This is a genomic window from Devosia sediminis, assembly GCF_016411825.1.
GTDB lineage: Bacteria > Pseudomonadota > Alphaproteobacteria > Rhizobiales > Devosiaceae > Devosia > Devosia sediminis.
Genome location: NZ_JAEKMH010000004.1, coordinates 477,679 through 494,574, shown reverse-complemented (window position 1 = coordinate 494,574; position 16,896 = coordinate 477,679). Strand labels below are relative to the sequence as shown.

At 64.8% G+C, this 16,896-nt stretch carries 17 protein-coding genes; 11 read left to right on the top strand and 6 right to left on the bottom strand.

Features of this window, described 5'->3' with window-relative positions:
• Nucleotides 1-34 precede the first annotated feature (34 nt).
• Together JEQ47_RS18185 and JEQ47_RS18180 are read left to right on the top strand one after the other, a co-directional pair.
• On the top strand, nucleotides 35-1,045 hold the full coding sequence (locus JEQ47_RS18185) for an aldose epimerase family protein (RefSeq protein ID WP_198877833.1): 1,011 nt from the start codon (nucleotides 35-37) through the stop codon (nucleotides 1,043-1,045).
• A 105-nt stretch (nucleotides 1,046-1,150) separates the two neighbouring features.
• A complete protein-coding gene (locus tag JEQ47_RS18180; RefSeq protein WP_198877832.1) occupies nucleotides 1,151-1,873 on the top strand; it encodes a helix-turn-helix transcriptional regulator in 723 nt (240 codons plus the stop codon).
• A 20-nt stretch (nucleotides 1,874-1,893) separates the two neighbouring features.
• Here JEQ47_RS18180 and JEQ47_RS18175 read toward each other — a convergent pair whose 3' ends face one another.
• Entirely contained in the window at nucleotides 1,894-3,300 is a 1,407-nt protein-coding gene (locus JEQ47_RS18175; RefSeq protein ID WP_198877831.1) for a helix-turn-helix domain-containing protein, read from the bottom strand.
• 140 nt (nucleotides 3,301-3,440) lie between these two features.
• Here JEQ47_RS18175 and JEQ47_RS18170 point away from each other — a divergent pair, with 140 nt between their 5' ends.
• On the top strand, nucleotides 3,441-3,668 hold the full coding sequence (locus tag JEQ47_RS18170; protein ID WP_198877830.1) for a hypothetical protein: 228 nt from the start codon (nucleotides 3,441-3,443) through the stop codon (nucleotides 3,666-3,668).
• Nucleotides 3,669-3,768: 100 nt separating this feature from the next.
• Nucleotides 3,769-5,064, top strand: coding sequence for an isocitrate lyase (gene aceA, locus JEQ47_RS18165; protein ID WP_198877829.1), 1,296 nt, complete (start codon nucleotides 3,769-3,771; stop codon nucleotides 5,062-5,064).
• A gap of 60 nt (nucleotides 5,065-5,124) precedes the next feature.
• Here aceA and JEQ47_RS18160 read toward each other — a convergent pair whose 3' ends face one another.
• The 3 genes from JEQ47_RS18160 to JEQ47_RS18150 form a co-directional block, all read right to left on the bottom strand.
• Nucleotides 5,125-5,784 (bottom strand): DUF1294 domain-containing protein, encoded by a 660-nt coding sequence (locus JEQ47_RS18160; protein WP_198877828.1) that lies wholly within the window; start codon nucleotides 5,782-5,784, stop codon nucleotides 5,125-5,127.
• 78 nt (nucleotides 5,785-5,862) lie between these two features.
• Nucleotides 5,863-6,315 (bottom strand): NUDIX domain-containing protein, encoded by a 453-nt coding sequence (locus JEQ47_RS18155; protein WP_198877827.1) that lies wholly within the window; start codon nucleotides 6,313-6,315, stop codon nucleotides 5,863-5,865.
• 11 nt (nucleotides 6,316-6,326) lie between these two features.
• Nucleotides 6,327-7,853: a YifB family Mg chelatase-like AAA ATPase gene (locus tag JEQ47_RS18150; RefSeq protein WP_198877826.1), complete on the bottom strand. Its 1,527-nt coding sequence runs from the start codon at nucleotides 7,851-7,853 to the stop codon at nucleotides 6,327-6,329.
• A gap of 182 nt (nucleotides 7,854-8,035) precedes the next feature.
• Between JEQ47_RS18150 and JEQ47_RS18145 the strand changes: the two genes are divergently transcribed.
• The 4 genes from JEQ47_RS18145 to JEQ47_RS18130 all read left to right on the top strand — a co-directional run bounded on the left by JEQ47_RS18145 (nucleotide 8,036) and on the right by JEQ47_RS18130 (nucleotide 11,764).
• On the top strand, nucleotides 8,036-8,872 hold the full coding sequence (locus tag JEQ47_RS18145) for a glycoside hydrolase family 25 protein (RefSeq protein WP_198877825.1): 837 nt from the start codon (nucleotides 8,036-8,038) through the stop codon (nucleotides 8,870-8,872).
• Nucleotides 8,873-8,951: 79 nt separating this feature from the next.
• Entirely contained in the window at nucleotides 8,952-9,953 is a 1,002-nt protein-coding gene (locus tag JEQ47_RS18140) for an SPFH domain-containing protein (protein ID WP_198877824.1), read from the top strand.
• Between the two features lie 9 nt (nucleotides 9,954-9,962).
• Entirely contained in the window at nucleotides 9,963-10,412 is a 450-nt protein-coding gene (locus JEQ47_RS18135) for an NfeD family protein (protein WP_198877823.1), read from the top strand.
• Between the two features lie 134 nt (nucleotides 10,413-10,546).
• Nucleotides 10,547-11,764, top strand: a complete 1,218-nt coding sequence (locus JEQ47_RS18130) for an outer membrane beta-barrel protein (protein ID WP_198877822.1) — start codon at nucleotides 10,547-10,549, stop codon at nucleotides 11,762-11,764.
• A 431-nt stretch (nucleotides 11,765-12,195) separates the two neighbouring features.
• Here JEQ47_RS18130 and galU read toward each other — a convergent pair whose 3' ends face one another.
• Nucleotides 12,196-13,080, bottom strand: a complete 885-nt coding sequence (gene galU, locus JEQ47_RS18125; RefSeq protein ID WP_198877821.1) for a UTP--glucose-1-phosphate uridylyltransferase GalU — start codon at nucleotides 13,078-13,080, stop codon at nucleotides 12,196-12,198.
• A 102-nt stretch (nucleotides 13,081-13,182) separates the two neighbouring features.
• Here galU and galE point away from each other — a divergent pair, with 102 nt between their 5' ends.
• From galE to JEQ47_RS18110, 3 genes are all read left to right on the top strand, one after another.
• Entirely contained in the window at nucleotides 13,183-14,169 is a 987-nt protein-coding gene (galE, locus tag JEQ47_RS18120; RefSeq protein WP_198877820.1) for a UDP-glucose 4-epimerase GalE, read from the top strand.
• 55 nt (nucleotides 14,170-14,224) lie between these two features.
• On the top strand, nucleotides 14,225-15,421 hold the full coding sequence (locus JEQ47_RS18115) for a lytic murein transglycosylase (protein WP_198877819.1): 1,197 nt from the start codon (nucleotides 14,225-14,227) through the stop codon (nucleotides 15,419-15,421).
• Between the two features lie 73 nt (nucleotides 15,422-15,494).
• Nucleotides 15,495-16,679: an SGNH/GDSL hydrolase family protein gene (locus JEQ47_RS18110; RefSeq protein ID WP_198877818.1), complete on the top strand. Its 1,185-nt coding sequence runs from the start codon at nucleotides 15,495-15,497 to the stop codon at nucleotides 16,677-16,679.
• On the opposite strand, the gene JEQ47_RS20985 is transcribed toward JEQ47_RS18110, so the two are convergent.
• Nucleotides 16,673-16,795: a hypothetical protein gene (locus JEQ47_RS20985; protein WP_268905795.1), complete on the bottom strand. Its 123-nt coding sequence runs from the start codon at nucleotides 16,793-16,795 to the stop codon at nucleotides 16,673-16,675. The two genes, JEQ47_RS18110 and JEQ47_RS20985, sit on opposite strands and share 7 nt — an antisense overlap.
• Nucleotides 16,796-16,896 lie beyond the last annotated feature (101 nt).

Genomic DNA, 16,896 nt, shown 5'->3' with positions numbered 1-16,896 from the left:
CTCCCGCCCGGAGCGAGAGGGACGGGAGATCACAATGGCCATCGCGGTTTCAACCTTTGGCGAACATGCCGGACAGCGGGTGGACCAGTTCCGCCTCACCAGCGATACCGGCGTCACCGTCGACATCATCGGCTATGGCGTCGCCGTGCGCGACTGGCGGGTGCCCGTTTCCGGCGGCGAGCGCTCCGTTGTTCTCGGCTTTGACCAATTTGAAGCCTATCCGGCCCACAGCCCGCATTTCGGCTCGCTGGCCGGCCGCGTCGCCAACCGCATTTCCAATGCGCGCTTCGACCTCGATGGCGTGACCTACCAACTGCCCCCCAATGCCGGCGATCTGCAATTGCATGGCGGCGCCGAGGGGCTGGGACGCCAGGTCTGGCAGGGCGAGGCCGACAGCGCCAACAACACGGTCCGGTTCACGCATTTTTCGCCCGATGGCGCCATGGGCTATCCGGGCAATGTCAACTTTGCCGCGACCTATACGCTGGATGGCAATCGCCTCCGGCTCGAGCTCAGCGCCACGACCGACCGGCCGACCCCGATCAGCCTTGTCCAGCACCAGTATTTCAACCTCGGCACCACGGACACCGTTCTCGACCACCTCTATCAGGTCAATTCCTCGGCCTATACCGAGCTCGGCGGCAACCTCGCGCCCACCGGCGCCATCCTGCCCTCGAAGAACACGATCTATGATCTCCGCGCGCCCCGCACCATGCGCGATGCCAATGGCGCGCCGGTCGACTACGATATCGGCATGGTGCTCGACACCGGCCGCCGCCACGGTGACCCGATCGCCACCGTGGTTTCGCCCGATAGGGACCTGACCCTGAGGCTCTGGAGCGACCGCCCGGGCGTCCAGGTCTATAATGGCGTCTGGACCGACGTGCCGGTGCCCGGTCTCAACGGCAGGACGTATAAGAAGCATGCCGGCTTCTGCCTCGAGGACCAGAGCCCGGCCGATGCGGTCAACAATCCGCACTTCCCCAATGTCATCCATTCGCCCGACCGGCCCTATAGCCATTGGTGCGAATTCGAGATCGCGTGAGGACTGCCGACTTCCCCGAGGTGCGCAGCCTGCTGACATTTTCCGTCAGATGTGACAGCGATGCTCACGCTCCTGTGAACGAAGCGGACGCGGCGGAGACATCTCATGGACAAGACTGAACGGCTGTTTTCCATCATGGATGCGCTGAGGCGGCATCGCCGGCCGATCACGGCTGCGGCGCTGGCCGAAGAGCAGAATGTCTCGGTCCGCACCCTTTATCGCGACATCCAGACCCTGATCGGCCTCGGCGCCCCGATCGATGGCGAAGCGGGCGTGGGCTATATGCTCAAGTCCGGATTTTTCCTGCCGCCGCTGATGTTCAGCCCGGAAGAGCTCGAGGCCCTGGTGCTGGGCGCGCGCTGGGTCGAGACGCAGCCGGACGATGGCCTGGGCGCCGCGGCGCGCAATGCGCTGGCCAAGATTGCGACCGCCTCGCCCGAGGACCTGCGCGACCGCATCAGCGATACCGCGCTCTGGCCGGTGGCCATCTGGGGCCAGCGCAAGCCGATCCCGGTGCTGGGCGATATCCGCCTCGCCATGCGGCAGGAAAAGGCCGTTTCCATCGACTATGCGGACGAGCAGGGGCGGCCCACGACTCGCACCATCTGGCCGGTGGGTCTGGCATTCTACGAAGGAAAGCAGACCATTGCCGCCTGGTGCCTGTTGCGCAACGACTTCCGCAATTTCCGCACCGACCGCATTGTCTGCCTCACCATCACCGAGGAGCGCTACGGCAAGCGCCGCTCGACGCTGGAGCGGGAATGGCGGGCGAGCTGGGTCAACGATCGCCGCCACCAGGACAGCGAGGCCGGTGACACCGGCTCCTGATCCGTCAAAGCCGAAACCCTCTAGCGCATCCGCGCGTAGAGGCTTTCGGGCCGGACCGTATCGTCGATGCGAAACCGGTGATAGGCGGGGGGATGGGCCCGCTGCCCGCATTCCATGCGCGGACAGATGCGGCAGCCGACCCCGATCGGCACGACCTGCTGCTGGCTCGAAAAATCGATGCCGTCGGAATAGATCATCTCGCGCGCGTGATGGACGGCGCAGCCAAGGCCAACCGACAGGTAGCGCCTGGGCGCATTGTAGCGATAGTCACCCTTGGTGATGGTTCGCGCGATGCAGAAGAAGCTCTGCCCATCGGGCATCTGGCTGACCTGCACATTGATGCGCTCGGGCGCGAGGAATGCCGCGTAGATGTTCCAGCGGGGACAGGCGCCGGAATGGCGCGGAATATGGATGCCCGAGAGCGAGAAGCGCTTGGAAATATTGCCGGCAATGTCGGTGCGCACCAGGTGCAGCGGAATGCCCGAAGCACCCTTCCGCTGCAGCGTCGTCATGCGGTGGCAGACCTGCTCGAAGCTGGCGCCGAAGCGCCTTCCCAGCCGCTCGATATCGTAGCGATAATCACGACAGGCCTTGAGGAAAGGCGCATAGGGCATGATCAGGGCGGCGGCGAAATAGGCCGAGAGCACGTTGCGCGCCAGGGCTGGCGCATCGCCCTCTGCCAGATCCGATTGCGCGATGATGTCGGTGATTTCGCCCTGTGCCGCCAATTGCCCGACCTGCTGGGCGAGGAGAAAATTGGCGCTCTCTGCCGGCAGCAGATCGGAAATCAGCAAGTGCCGCCTGTTTGCGTCGAGCTGCCGGGCAATGCCGTGGGGCAGGGAGGCGAGGCGCACTTCGAGGCCGAAGACATTGAAGAGATAGGTGCGGAGGCCGGCCTCGAAACTGTCACCTGACGTATCGATATCCTCGCGCACCCGATCCGCGCTGTCCTCGAGAAGAGGAAAGTGGTTGGCGTTCTCCTGGAGGAAGTCGGAAATCGCGTCCGTGGCGAGGTGAAAGTGCTCCCCGTCGCCGGTCGTCTGCGGCGCCGGGGCGCCCGCGGTGGCGAGCCGATAGCGATCGTAGAGCTTGAGCACGGCGCGGGCCGCCGCCGGATTGGCTTGGGCAAGGTCACGGATTTCGAGATTGGTCAGGTCGCTATCGGCAAAGATGTCGTCTCCGAAAACTTCCATCAGGTCACCGGCCAGCCGGCCCTCGTCGCCATCGACCAGCTCGCCGGGCTCGACGCCGAAATAGCCGGCGATGGAAAACAGCAGCGGCACGGTGACCTTGCGGCGATTGTGCTCGATGAGATTGAGATAGCTGGCGGAAATGCCCAGCGCCTGCGCCAGATCCGCCTGATTGAGATGGCGCTGCCGCCGCAGCCGTCTGATACGCCCGCCGACCTGGTTTTCCCCCGCGTCCATCGCCCTCTCCTTTACAGAGATTTACAGAAACTGATCGATCCTTGACTGTCGATTTACAGCTTTACTGCGCCTCTTGCGGCTATTTCTTGCATATCCGGCGTTGTTGTCAAATATTTACAACCAGCAGCGAGGAGAAATGAATGTCCCCCATGATCGAGCAGCGCGACGAGTACATCACCATCATCGCCCCCACCGCGACCGAAGCCATGGCACAGTTCAAGGCGCGGGGTCTGAGCGAACAGGGCTTTGCGATTGCCGGCAGGATCGGCAGGCATCAGTTCACCCTTGTGGGCGGGGAAGATGCGCAGGAACTGTTCTCCGGCGCTGGCATGATCGCCGCCACCTTCTGCCGGAAAGTGGCCATCTAGCGACCCGCGTCCGCCGGACCCCCCAAACCCAAAATGTTCCACGTGAATCCGTGTTGCCTGGCGCAGCACCAGTACAGCCATGTCCAATGAGGAGACAGATATGCTCGACAAACCCAACCAACCAGAGAGCTTTCCGGCGCCGGATTATGCGCCCGATCGCTGGCGCAATATCGCCCGCACCTATTCACCCGATGACGTGCGGCGCCTCGCCGGATCGCTGCCGATCCGCCATTCGTTGGCCGAGAATGGCGCGAAAAAACTCTGGCAATTGCTGCACTCGGAAGTCTTTGTGCCAACGCTGGGCACGTTTACCGGCAACCAGGCGGTGCAGCAGGTCAAGGCGGGGTTGAAGGCCATCTACCTTTCCGGCTGGCAGGTGGCGGCCGATGCCAATTCCTCGGGCAACATGTATCCCGACCAGTCGCTTTATCCGGTCGACAGCGTGCCATCAGTGGTCACGCGCATCAACAAGGCGCTGCAACGCGCCGACCAGATCCAGGCCATGGAGCGCCACGACGGCGTGGCGACCACCGATCTCGATTTCTTCGTGCCCATTATTGCCGATGCCGAAGCCGGGTTTGGCGGCGCGCTCAACGTGTTCGAGCTGATGAAGGCCATGATCGAGGCCGGGGCGGCCGCCGTGCATTTCGAGGACCAGTTGGCCTCGGAAAAGAAATGCGGGCATCTGGGCGGCAAGGTGCTGGTGCCGACCAGCCAGTTCATCCGCACCCTCAATGCGGCGCGGCTCGCCGCCGATGTCATGGGCGTGCCGACGCTGATCATGGCCCGCACCGATGCCGAAGCGGCGCGGCTCATCACCTCCGACATCGACGACTGCGACCGGCCCTTCGTCACCGGCGAGCGCACGGCCGAAGGGTTCTATCGGCTCAAGGGCGGGCTCGACTGCGCCATCGCAAGGGGCCTCGCCTATGCGCCCTATGCCGATCTCATCTGGTGCGAGACGTCAAAGCCCGACCTTGGTGAAGCCAGGCGGTTCGCCGAAGCCATCCGCGCGAAGTTTCCCGAGCAGATGCTGGCCTATAACTGCTCGCCCAGCTTCAACTGGGCCAAGCATATGGACGAGGCCGACATGGCAAAATTCCAGAGCGAACTGGGCGCCATGGGCTACAAATACCAGTTCATCACACTGGCTGGCTTTCACAATCTCAGCCTCACCACGTTCGAGCTGGCACGCAGCTACAAGGAGAGCGGCATGGCCGGTTACTCGAAACTGCAACAGGCCGAATTCGCCGCCGAAACCCATGGCTTTTCCGCGGTGCGGCACCAGCGCGAAGTGGGCACCAGCTATTTCGATGCCGTGTCGCTGACCGTCAGCGAGGGACAGAGCGCCACCACCGCCATGGCGGAGAGCACCGAAGCGGCGCAATTCCACTGAGCCGCACCGGCGGGTCGTTCAAGGCGTCCCGCCGATTCACGTGAAACACTTGTCCACAGCTTATCCACTGATGCCCAGGATCGGAGCCATGTCTGCGACGAGCTGCCGGGCATCGACCAGCCCGGTCGCAAAGCCAACCAGCCAGAGCAGATGCACAGCCAAGATCAGCACGGTCGCGGTGACATAACCTGGCTTGCGGGTCTTGTGGCGGAAGGTGGCCTGACCAAGGAGGCCACCCACAATGCCGAAAGCGAGGTCGAGGCCCAGAAGCGTCACCTCGCTGATGCGCCAGTGGCCGTTCTCGGCGTAGCGCTTGTCGGCGTGGCAGGCGAGGAAGGAAATGATCCCCATGCCGAGATAGGCCAGCGCTACGGCAATGGGCAATCGGTCGAGAGCGACCCCCGCAACGACGAAGACGATCAGGATCAGGGACAGCGGATAGCGCCAGTTCAGGGACGTGGCCGGCGTCGCGACGGCACCGCGGCGGCGGATTGCGAGCCCGGGCGCTGGATTGGCACCCAGAATCTCTACTGCTCGGGCCTGGAGTCGTCCGTCTTCGCCGCGCGCCGGGACAAAGGAGACGCTGTCGCCGATGCGCGGCCGGGTGGCAATGCGGGCGATGGCCGAAATATGAACGAAATGCCTTTGGCCATCGCGGCCTTCGACAAAGCCGAAGCCGCGCTCGTCATTCCATTGCACCAGCAGCCCATGTTCCGGCATGTCATCCTCCGAGGTACCTCAGCCCAAGGCTAAGACACGAGGATTAACGAGGCTGTCAGGGCGAGTCGGCAATTGCGCTCAAAAGATCGACCGCCGCAAAGGCAGTTTGATCGGTGCCGGAAAGCCGGTCGCGAGCTCGTCCCAGAAGCGGGTGCGGAGCACTTCGGGGAAGACGTGGCCCTGGGGCAGGGCGTCGCGCGCGAACCAGCCCGCTTCGCTGATGGCTTCGCCCTCGGCCGGGTTGGCAGAAACGTCGATTTCGCCCGAAACATAGTCGGCGAGGAACCAGAATTTCACGATCCGGCCCCAGCCGTCGACCAGCTCATCGATATAGGCCATGTTGCGCGTCCGGACGCGGATGCCGGCCTCTTCAAAGGCCTCGCGCTCGGCGGCCTGATGCAATTCTTCGCTGCCCTCCACGCCACCGCCGGGACCGGCCCAGAAATCGTGCCTGCCGGGCCGAAAGTGCCGGACCAGCAGGATGCGGTTGTCGCGCAGCGCCAGAACGCCGGCAGAAATGCGATGCTTCATCGAGGGTCCGATCAGGCGGCGCCGAAATTGAGCCGATAGCTCAGGGCCTCGGCAATATGGGGTCGGGCGACCTTATCGGAGGCAGAGAGATCGGCAAGGGTACGCGCCACCTTGAGCACCCGGTGATAGGCGCGGGCCGAGAGATTGAAGCGCTCCGCAGCCTGGAGGAGCAGCGACTGGCTCTCGCGATCCGGCGCCACCAGCTTTTCGATGACAGCGGACGGCGCCGCGGCATTGGTCCAAATCTGCGGGTGGCCGGCCGAGGCATAGCGCTCCGCCTGACGCTGGCGCGCGCCGGCAACGCGCCTCGCCACTTCGGCCGAACTTTCGGGCGGAGCACTGGGCGCGATCATGTCGGCGGCAGACACGGCGGGCAAGTCGATGCGGATATCGATGCGATCGAGAAAGGGGCCAGACAAGCGCGCCTGATAGTCCGCGGCACAGGCGGGCCCGCGCTTGCAGATATGGCCGGGCGTGCCGGCCATACCGCATTTGCACGGATTCATCGCCGCCACGAGCTGGAAGCGGCTGGGATAGGCAACCCGCGCGTTGGCCCGGGCGATAACGGTTTCGCCGCTTTCCAGCGGCTGGCGCAGGCTGTCGAGCACGCTGGGCGCGAATTCAGGCAGTTCATCGAGAAACAGCACGCCATTATGCGCAAGGCTCGCTTCGCCCGGCCGCACCTTCAACCCACCGCCGACGAGGGCGGCCATCGAGGCGGAATGGTGCGGCGCGCGGAAGGGCCGGCGATCGGACAGGGCGCCATTGGCCAGTTCCCCGGCAATGGACTGGATCATGGAAACATCGAGCAGCTCGCGCGGGGAAAGCGGCGGCAGGATGGAGGGGAGACGGGCCGCCAGCATGGACTTGCCGGCGCCGGGCGGACCGATCATCAGGAGGTTGTGGCCGCCCGCTGCCGCCACTTCCAGCGCCCGGCGGGCGACCGCCTGCCCGCGCACATCCACGAGATCGGGCAGGTCGCCGGGAGCGGCCAGTTGCCTTCCCGGCTTTGGCCGCGCCTGCAACTGATGCCCGGTCAGGTGATTGGCCAGCGCGATGAGGCTGTCGGCCGCGATGATGTCGATTTCCTCGCCGGCCCAGGCGGCTTCCGGGCCCGAGGCAGTGGGGCAAACGATCCCCATGCCCCTGGCGCTGGCGGCCATGGCCGCCGGCAGGACGCCGCCGACATGCGCGATGCGCCCGTCGAGCCCCAGCTCGCCCAGCGCCATATAGCCATCGAGTGCATCCTGCGGGATCGCGCCCAGGGCGCCCATCAGCGCCAGGGCAATGGGAAGGTCGTAATGACTGCCTTCCTTGGGCAGGTCCGCCGGGGCCAGATTGATGGTGATGCGCTTGGGCGGCAGGCCGAGGCCGGACGCGGTCAGCGCCGCACGCACCCGCTCGCCACTTTCACGCACCGCCTTGTCGGGCAAGCCGACGAGCACGAGTGCGGGAAATCCGGGGGCGATATGCGCCTGCACATCGACCGGCACCGCCTCGATGCCCTGAAACGCCACAGTCGTTACGCGCGCGACCATTTGCCGAGCCCCCAACCCTGGCCTGAGGCTAGCAGAGTAAGCAGGGCTCAGCAAGAACGTATAGCGAACAGAAAACGGAACGTTAACCATCCGCGCTGCCACACTGGTTACCCTAAAACTCCATTAACCGCGCCATGTTGAATCAATGGCAGTCCAGTTTTGCGTTCCGAGTATTCCGACCCATGGCCCTTACTGCCCGCCGCTCCGTCTCCGCCGCTCTGCGTGGCGCCGTTCTGAGCCTCGCCGTTGTGGCGCTGGTCGCCTGCGGCAGCGTGGGCGGGCTCTATAATGCCATTCCCGGCGACAACCGGCCCCATGCCAAGGTCGACCGGGCCCGCGGCATGCCGATCCAGGGGATCGACGTGGCGCGCTACCAGGAAAATGTCGATTTCGCCAAGGCCCGCGCCGCCGGTATCCATTTCGTCTTCATGAAGGCGACTGAGGGCAGGGACTATATCGACCCCGATTTCCGCGCCAACTGGGTCCGGGCCCGCGATGCCGGCATGCCACGCGGCGCTTATCACTTCATGACCTGGTGCTCGCTGGCGTCGGAACAGGCCGCCTGGTTTGCCCAGAACGTGCCCTTCGACCCCAGCGCCCTGCCGCCGGTGCTCGATCTCGAATGGAACAATCACTCGAGCTGCAAGACCAAGCCGAGCAAGGCCGATGCGCTCGAAAAGATCCGCTTCATGCTCGATGCGATGGAGCGGCATACCGGCAAGTTGCCGATCATCTATACCGACATGAACTTCCACCGCGACATTCTCGACGGCGAGTATTTCCCCAATGCCTTCTGGCTGCGCTCGACCGCTGCCGAGCCGCACGAGCGCTACAACAACCGCCCCTGGACCTTCTGGCAATACACCCAGACCGGCGTGGTGCCCGGCGTTCGCGGGGAAGTCGACCGCAATGTCTATTACGGCTCGACCGAGGACTGGCTGATGTTCCTCTATACCGGCTGCGACCCGCGTGCCGTCGCCGCCCTCCAGGCCACCGGCCGCTGTCTGCCGGCCAAGTAGGCCCCGGTCCAAAAAGCGGCTACTCAAGCCCGGCCGCGCCACATAAATTGCGGTGCGCAGGGCAGGAAGGGAGCGGCGGATGGATTTTCTCAGTGACTTTGGCCTCGACGGGCTCAGCATCGTGCTGATCGGCCTCGGCATCCTCGCCATTCTGGTGCTGTTCGCCGGCGCCAAGACGGTGCCGCAAGGCTACAACTACACCATCGAGCGCTTCGGCAAATATACCCGCACGCTGAAGCCCGGGCTCAATCTGATCGTGCCGTTCATCGATACGATCGGCAAGAAGATGAACGTGATGGAGCAGGTGCTGGACGTGCCGCACCAGGAAGTCATCACCCGCGACAATGCCACGGTGACCGCCAATGGCGTCACCTTCTACCAGATCCTCGATGCCGCTTCGGCGGCCTATGAGGTGACCCATCTCGAACATGCCATCCTCAACCTCACCATGACCAATATCCGCTCGGTCATGGGCTCGATGGATCTCGACGAACTCCTCAGCCATCGCGATCAGATCAATGACCGGGTACTGCGCGTCGTCGATACGGCGGTGGCGCCCTGGGGCATCAAGATCACCCGCATCGAGATCAAGGATATCGATCCGCCCAAGGACCTCGTCGATTCCATGGGCAGGCAGATGAAGGCGGAGCGCGAAAAGCGCGCCACCATTCTCGAAGCCGAAGGCCGAAGGCAGGCCGCCATTCTCAAGGCCGAGGGCGAAAAGCAGGCGCAGGTGCTGGAAGCCGAGGGCCGGCGCGAAGCGGCCTTCCGCGACGCCGAGGCCCGCGAGCGCGCGGCTGAAGCCGAGGCCAAGGCGACCCAGCTCGTGTCCGACGCCATCGCCTCGGGCAATGTCCAGGCCATCAACTATTTCGTCGCCAACAACTACATCAAGGCGCTGGAGGGCATCGCCACCGCGCCCAACCAGAAGCTGCTGATGCTGCCGGTCGAGGCGGCCAGCGTCATCGGCGCCATTGGCGGCATTGCCGAGATCGCGCGCGAGACTTTTGGCACCGACAAGCCTGCCCAGCCGCCGCGTGCGTCGAGCCGGCCGCCCTCATCCGCGCCGGACCGGGGCTGAGGCAGGCCCATGCAGATCATCGCCTATCTGGGTCAGAACGCCCCCTGGAGCTGGATGATTGCCGGCCTCGTGCTCTTGGCGCTCGAACTCGTGGTGCCGGGCGGCTACCTGCTCTGGATGGGCATTGCCGGCATTCTGACGGGCCTCCTCGTCATGTTCCAGCCGCTGGACTGGCCGCTGCAATGGCTGGTCTTCGGTGTGCTGTCGCTGGTGTCCATCCTGATCTGGGTGCGGGTGTCGCGCCGACGCGGCAGCCAGACCGACCGGCCACTGCTCAACCATCGGGCCGAGCAGTTCATCGGGCAGGAAGCAGTGCTCGACCGGCCCATAGAAGGCGGGTTCGGACGGCTGGCGCTGGGCGACAGCATCTGGCGCATTGCCGGCCCAGACCTGCCCGTCGGCCAGAGGGTACGGATCGTCAGCGCCGAGGGACCGGTGCTGCGGGTCGAGGCCGTGTAACCCCGCAAGGGTTCATTAACCATAAACTGAAAGGATGCCGCGACGGCCCCAAGGGGCACGGCCGGCGTTTCTTTGCCTGCCGTTGACGAGCGGAGCAGGGCGTGGGCCGGCGATTTCTTGGAGTGCTGAGCCTTTTGGCGGGAAGCGTAGCGCTGCCCGGCATGGTGCAGGCCGACCCGCTGATCATCGACGAAACCGCCCTTGCCAATGACCGCCTGACACCGGGAATATACCCATCTGCGCCCATGCCCGAAGGCTTTTCGGTGCCCAGCGAACCGAGCCATCCGCCAGTCGAGATCGACTGGTCGGTCGGGCTCAAGGGCAGCTACACGGCCTCAAGCGCCGGCAACGCCTTCGTCACCACGCTCAAGCCCGCCTTCACGGCGACGCATCAGGGCGTACGCACCGACCTCGTGCTTGATGGCAGTGCCGAACTGGCGCGGGCTCCCGATGGCAGCTTTGTGGTTGACGCGCTGAGCCTCAAGCTCGACGGCACCACCATGCTCGGCAGCGACACGACCGTATCAGGCACGGCCGGCCTCAGGCTGACGCAGGATCTGCCGGGCCTGCCGGGCGCCAATCCGCTGGTCAGCGTGCCGCCGCAGGTCTTGACCGGCACGCTGGGCGGGGGACTCGATCGGCAGTTCGGCCGCTTCAATGTCGGGCTCAAGGGCAACCTCGAGCGCACGCTCTATGGTCCCACCACACGGCGCGATACTGGCCTCACCGACAATGGGCAGCAGAATGTCTGGGAAGGCGATGGCACATTGCGGCTCGGCTTTGCGGCCACGCCCATCATCGAAGTGTTCGGCGAGGCGGGCCTCGGCCGCGACTGGTTCGACCAGCGGGGCGCCGATGCCACCAGCCGCAGTTTGCGCGCCGGCATAGCGGGCCAGTGGAACGGCATCTGGTCGGCCAGCGCCTCGTTCGGCGTCGGCCAGCATGATTTCGACAATGCCGGCCTCACCGACATCACCACCCAGCTCTACGACGCCAGCATCACCTATTCGCCCGACTCGACCGTCAGCCTCACGGCGGCCCTCGCCACCGCCATCACGCCCACGGGCGCCGATACCGGTGGCACGGCGAAAGTCGCGCACACGGCGTCGGCCGATGCCAGCTATACGATCAATTCCTGGCTGCGGCTGCGCGCCTCGGCCGATTGGGGCCATGCGCGCATCGAAGGCAGTGGTGAAACCGAAACCAGCCACGGCCTTGGCGCCGGCGCCGATTATCGCTTCAATTCCCGCGCCACGCTATCGGCCGACTACGGCTATGTGCACCGCGACAACAGCCTGTCCGGCACGTTCGACAGCCACACGGTCAGCCTCGGCCTGACGGTTCGGCGCTAGGGCGCCATAAGCGGGCGCCACCCCCACCCATCCTCCCCCGGCTACGGGGAGGAGCGGCACCGTGTCAGCCAAACTTATCCCCCGCCCGCAATACACCCCGTATTCTCCCCACATCAGCCGGGTGGAGATGGGGTTGCAACGATCAACCGTCCGGCGACAGTCGGGAGGGCTCTGAATTGTTACGGAGCCTGGGGCCGGGGATGGGAAATTCCGGTGTGAGCCGGCCCTAGCGAAACCCCCTGTCAGAAAGCCCGGCGCCCCGAGGCGGTTCTCGTCTCACTATACCAAAATCTCGGAGGCGAAAGCCGTCTCGGAGCTCTCATCGTCCAAACGTCACCGGGAAGCGGCAGCTTGTCCGGGGCTTCGGCCTGCCCGCGGGCAGGCGGAAGGATCTTTGAACCATCGCCTTGGCTGCGATGACCGAGGACTATTTAGAGCTCGTCACCCAGATCGAGCTTTTTCAGCTCGTCGATGAAACCGGGGCGGATATCGTCGCGATCGAGGGCGAAGACCACATTGGCGGTAAGAAAGCCAAGCTTGGAGCCGCAGTCATAGACCTTGCCCTGATACTTCACGCCGGTGAAGCGCTGCTGGCCCATCAGCGTCTGCATGGCGTCGGTGAGCTGGATCTCGCCGCCGGCGCCGCGGGTCTGCTCGGCCAGAAGGGCAAAGATTTCGGGCTGCAGGATGTAGCGGCCGGAAATGAAGAGGTTTGACGGCGCCTGGTCGCGGGCCGGCTTTTCCACCATGCCGTTGATGGCAAAGCCGGTATCGGGGCCGTCGCCGCGCACCACGACGCCATAGGAGGAAACGTCCTCCCAGGCGCATTCCTCGACGCCGATGACATTGCCGGCGCTTTCCTCATAGGCGTCCATCATCTGCCGGAGCACGCCGGGCTTGGCCTGGAAGATCATGTCGGGGAGGAGGAGGGCAAAGGGCTGGTTGCCGACGATGTCGCGGGCGCACCACACGGCATGGCCCAGGCCCAGGGGCTCCTGCTGGCGGGTAAAACTGGTCCGTCCCGCCGATGGCAGATCCTTGCGCAATTCGTCGAGCGCGGCGCTCTTGCCGCGGCTTTCCAGCGTTGCCTCGAGCTCGAACTGGCGATCGAAGTGGTCCTCGATGACGCCCTTGTTGCGGCCCGTCACGAAGACGAAGTGCTCGATGCCCGCCTCGCGGGCCTCATCCACCGCATATTGGATCAGGGGCCGGTCGACTACCGTGAGCATTTCCTTGGGCATGGCCTTGGTGGCCGGCAGGAAACGGGTTCCCAGGCCCGCGACGGGGAAAACGGCAGTGCGAACGCGGTTGGACAAGAGGCTTTCTCCCTGATGGACGCCGATCGGTCATAAAGCTAAATCAACGTCTGGCATATATAGTTGCTGCCCAATAGCATTTCCGAAACGGAGAGACAAAGCATGACCGTCCTGGTAACCGGCGGCGCCGGCTATATCGGCAGCCACATGGTGCTCGAACTGGCCGATGCCGGCGAAAACGTCGTGGTGCTGGACAACCTCGTGACCGGCTTCGACTGGGCCATCGACGGTCGGGCTACGTTCGAGCCCGGCAATGCCGGCGACATCGACCATGTGGTCAAGCTGATCGAAAAACACGGCATCACCGAAATCATCCACTTTGCCGGTTCTATCGTGGTCCCGGAATCGGTGACAAATCCGCTCAAATACTATGCCAACAACACCGCCACCTCCCGCAATCTCATCGAGGCCGCGGTCAAGGGCGGCGTGAAGCACTTCATCTTTTCCTCCACCGCCGCCGTTTATGGCATGACCGGGCTCGCGCCCGTGGTCGAGGACACGCCGCTCAATCCGATGTCGCCCTATGGGCGAAGCAAGCTGATGACCGAATGGATGCTGGCCGACGTCGCCGCCGCCCATGACATCACCTATGGCGTCCTGCGCTATTTCAACGTTGCCGGGGCCGATCCGGGCCGCCGCTCGGGCCAGTCCACGCCCGAGGCGACCCATCTTATCAAGGTGGCCTGCCAGACGGCGCTGGGCTCGCGCGAGAAGATGGACATTTTCGGCACCGACTACGAAACGCCCGACGGCACCTGCGTGCGCGACTATATCCACGTCACCGACCTGATCGCCGCCCATGCGCTGCTGCTCAAGCACCTGCGCGCCGGTGGCGAGAGCACCACGCTCAACTGCGCCTATGGGCGCGGCTATTCGGTGCGCGAAGTGGTCGACACGGTGCGCAAGGTTTCCGGGATCGACCTCAGGGCCGACGAGGGTCCGCGCCGGGCCGGCGATCCGCCCTCGATCACCGCGACGGGTGAGAAGGTCAGGAGCCTCCTCGGCTGGGTGCCCCGGCATGATGCGCTCGATGAAATCGTCGAAACCGCCTATTCCTGGGAGCGCCACCTGCTGACGCGCAACCGCTAGGGCGTTCTCGGCAAAGGTGGCCACGCGACAAAGCAGGTAGAGGGGAGTTCGATCCATGCGGTGGATGGTCCTGATCTGGCTGGCGCTGACGGCGCCGGCTCTCTCCCAACCGGTGGACAGCTTTGCCGGTTTCCTCGCGCAGTTTCGCGCCGAGGCCGTGGCGCAAGGGGTCGACGGCGCCTTCTATGACGCCATAACTGCGGGGCTGACGCCCGATCCCAGCGTGCCCAACCTCGTCGAGACCCAGCCCGAATTCACCACGCCGGTCTGGGACTATCTCGACACCCGCATCAATGCCGGGCGCATCGAGCGCGGCAAGGCGGCCATGGCGCGCAATTCCGCGCTCTTCAGCCAGGTCGGCCAGGCCTATGGCGTCGATCCCTATGTGCTGGGCGCCATCTGGGGCATGGAAACCGACTATGGCGCGGTGCTGGGCAATGACCGGCTGATCCGGCCCATCGTGCGCTCGCTGGCCACCGTAGCCTGGCAGCGCCGCAGCCGCTTTGTCGAGGACAAGGCCGATTTCGTGGCGGCGCTGAAGCTGGCGGCGGCCAATGGCGGTGTGTCGCCCATCGGCTCCTGGGCCGGCGCCATCGGGCACTTGCAGGTCAATCCCTCCAACGTGGTCGCGAATGGCACCGATGGGGACGGCGACGGGCGCGTCGACCTCCACAATTCGCTCCCCGATGCCCTGGCCACCAGCGCCGCCTATCTGCGCCGCCTCGGCTACCAGCCGGGCATGGACTGGGGTTTCGAGGTCGAGGTGCCTGAGGGCTTCGACTATCTCTTGGCAACGCGCGATCAGTTGCGGCCCATCTCGTTCTTTGCCGAGCGCGGCATCGTCAGGGTAAGCGGGCGGCAGTTTTCCGAGCTGTCGACGCCTGTCTTCCTTTATGTCCCGGCAGGCAAGGACGGGCCGAAATTCCTGATGACCGGCAATTACCTGGTGTTCAAGGGCTACAACTTTTCCGACAGCTATGCGCTGGCGATTGCCCACCTGACCGACCGCCTCAAGGGTGGCGGGTCCTTTGCCACCCCGTGGCCGCGCCAGACGCAATTCCCCGACCTGGCGCAGCGCCGGGAAATCCAGCAGGCCCTGGTGACGCTCGGGCTCTATGACGGGGTGGTGGATGGCCGCATCGGGCCGGTCACCCAGGCAGCCTATGCGCGCTTCCAGGCCATGCAGGGCCAAGTTGCCGACGGGTTTGTCACCCGTGCCTCCCACGCCGCCCTCGTGGCCGCGGCGCGGTAACGCTCGAGCGATCAACGTGGCCTTGCGGTGGGACCGGTGTTAAAAAGGCACCCATGCTGATGCGGACAAAAGTATGAAGCGGCTCGTTCTGGCTATCCTGATTGGCGTCCTGGCGCTGGCCGAGGCCGGCCCGGCTCTGGCGCAAGCGGCCGATGACACACTGGTCGTCGCCCAAGCCGAGGAGGGGCGCCGGCGCACGCTGTTCGATCTGCTGTTCGGCGAGGAGCCGCAGCCGGCGCCACAGGTCCAGCAGACACAGCCGCGAGCCCAGCCACAGCCTTCGGCAGCACCCGCTCCGGCTCCGCCTCCCGCGGCGCCGGCCATCGACAAGGCGGCCGATGCCACGCGGCTCGCCGTGTTCGGCGATTCGCTGGCCATCGACCTCACCAAGGCGCTGGAGCGCTTTTACGCCGAGGATCCCAATCTGGTGGTGATCGGGCAGGGTGTCAGTTCCTCGGGCTTCGTGCGCGACGACTTTTTCGACTGGAATGCCGCCATTGCCGAACAGATCGCGGCCGACAGTTTTGACATTGCCGTGGTCATCATCGGCATCAACGACCGCCAGGAAATCACCGCCAATGGGCAGACCTACGAGCCGCTCAGCGATGGATGGAACACGGTCTACCAGGGCCGCATCAACGCCTTTCTCGGGCAACTTCGGGCGGCTCGGAAGCCGGTGATCTGGATGGGCCTGCCGCCCATGGCGCGCAGCCAGTATTCGGCCGCCATCAACCAGATCAGTGCCCTCCATCGCATGGCGGCCTTTTCGGGCGGCGCCGAATTCATCGACATTTTTGACCGCTTTGCCGACCAGGAGGGCAAGTATGCCGCCTATGGTCCTGACGTGAACGGGCAGAATGCGCTGATGCGCAAGGATGACGGCATCCACTATTCCGCCGCCGGATCGGACAAGCTGGCCTTTTACATCAGCCAGTCGATGCGCACCTTTTATCGCGGCGGCAGGGTGAGCGTCGCGGTGGTCGATCCGTTGCAGGGCACCGACGCCGCCAGCATGTTGCGCCCGCCCTATCAGGGCCTGGGTCAGATCCGGCTTCTGGAAGTGGCGGGGGCGGTCACTCCCCTCAGTCGCGCGCCGGATCGTGCCACCGACCTGGTGGTCAATGCGGACTTCCGCGAGGTCGCGCCGGCTTTTCCGCTCGAGCAGTTGATCCAGGCGCCGGTCGGCCGGGTCGATGCGTTTGGCCTGGGTATCGTCCCGGGCGAGGACGACGCGCCGAACGCGGGCGAGGCTCAATAAGGGCCGACGGCCTCGGCGATCGGTGACAGCATTTCGGACCGCGCGGCGCCGGTCCCGGCCACGCTCGTGGCCATGATGGCAAAAATCAGCAGAACCAGAGCAGCGGCAAGACGCATAGGGAATTTTCCCATTGGGATTGCTGCGACTTCCTTGCGCCTCCAGGCAGCGGGTTGCAACGACAGCGTTAAGCTTTGCTTAACGTCTAAAGTTTTCAGAA

Bases quoted from the DNA above. Each gene is read 5' to 3' on its own strand.
- JEQ47_RS18175 (WP_198877831.1), bottom strand. From the start codon at position 3,300: ATGGACGCGGGGGAAAACCAGGTCGGCGGGCGTATCAGACGGCTGCGG.
- JEQ47_RS18160 (WP_198877828.1), bottom strand. From the start codon at position 5,784: ATGCCGGAACATGGGCTGCTGGTGCAATGGAATGACGAGCGCGGCTTC.
- JEQ47_RS18155 (WP_198877827.1), bottom strand. From the start codon at position 6,315: ATGAAGCATCGCATTTCTGCCGGCGTTCTGGCGCTGCGCGACAACCGC.
- JEQ47_RS18170 (WP_198877830.1), top strand. From the start codon at position 3,441: ATGTCCCCCATGATCGAGCAGCGCGACGAGTACATCACCATCATCGCC.
- JEQ47_RS18135 (WP_198877823.1), top strand. From the start codon at position 9,963: ATGCAGATCATCGCCTATCTGGGTCAGAACGCCCCCTGGAGCTGGATG.
- JEQ47_RS18185 (WP_198877833.1), top strand. From the start codon at position 35: ATGGCCATCGCGGTTTCAACCTTTGGCGAACATGCCGGACAGCGGGTG.
- JEQ47_RS18115 (WP_198877819.1), top strand. From the start codon at position 14,225: ATGCGGTGGATGGTCCTGATCTGGCTGGCGCTGACGGCGCCGGCTCTC.
- JEQ47_RS18145 (WP_198877825.1), top strand. From the start codon at position 8,036: ATGGCCCTTACTGCCCGCCGCTCCGTCTCCGCCGCTCTGCGTGGCGCC.
- galE (WP_198877820.1), top strand. From the start codon at position 13,183: ATGACCGTCCTGGTAACCGGCGGCGCCGGCTATATCGGCAGCCACATG.
- JEQ47_RS18140 (WP_198877824.1), top strand. From the start codon at position 8,952: ATGGATTTTCTCAGTGACTTTGGCCTCGACGGGCTCAGCATCGTGCTG.
- JEQ47_RS18150 (WP_198877826.1), bottom strand. From the start codon at position 7,853: ATGGTCGCGCGCGTAACGACTGTGGCGTTTCAGGGCATCGAGGCGGTG.
- aceA (WP_198877829.1), top strand. From the start codon at position 3,769: ATGCTCGACAAACCCAACCAACCAGAGAGCTTTCCGGCGCCGGATTAT.
- JEQ47_RS18180 (WP_198877832.1), top strand. From the start codon at position 1,151: ATGGACAAGACTGAACGGCTGTTTTCCATCATGGATGCGCTGAGGCGG.
- JEQ47_RS18110 (WP_198877818.1), top strand. From the start codon at position 15,495: ATGAAGCGGCTCGTTCTGGCTATCCTGATTGGCGTCCTGGCGCTGGCC.
- JEQ47_RS20985 (WP_268905795.1), bottom strand. From the start codon at position 16,795: ATGCGTCTTGCCGCTGCTCTGGTTCTGCTGATTTTTGCCATCATGGCC.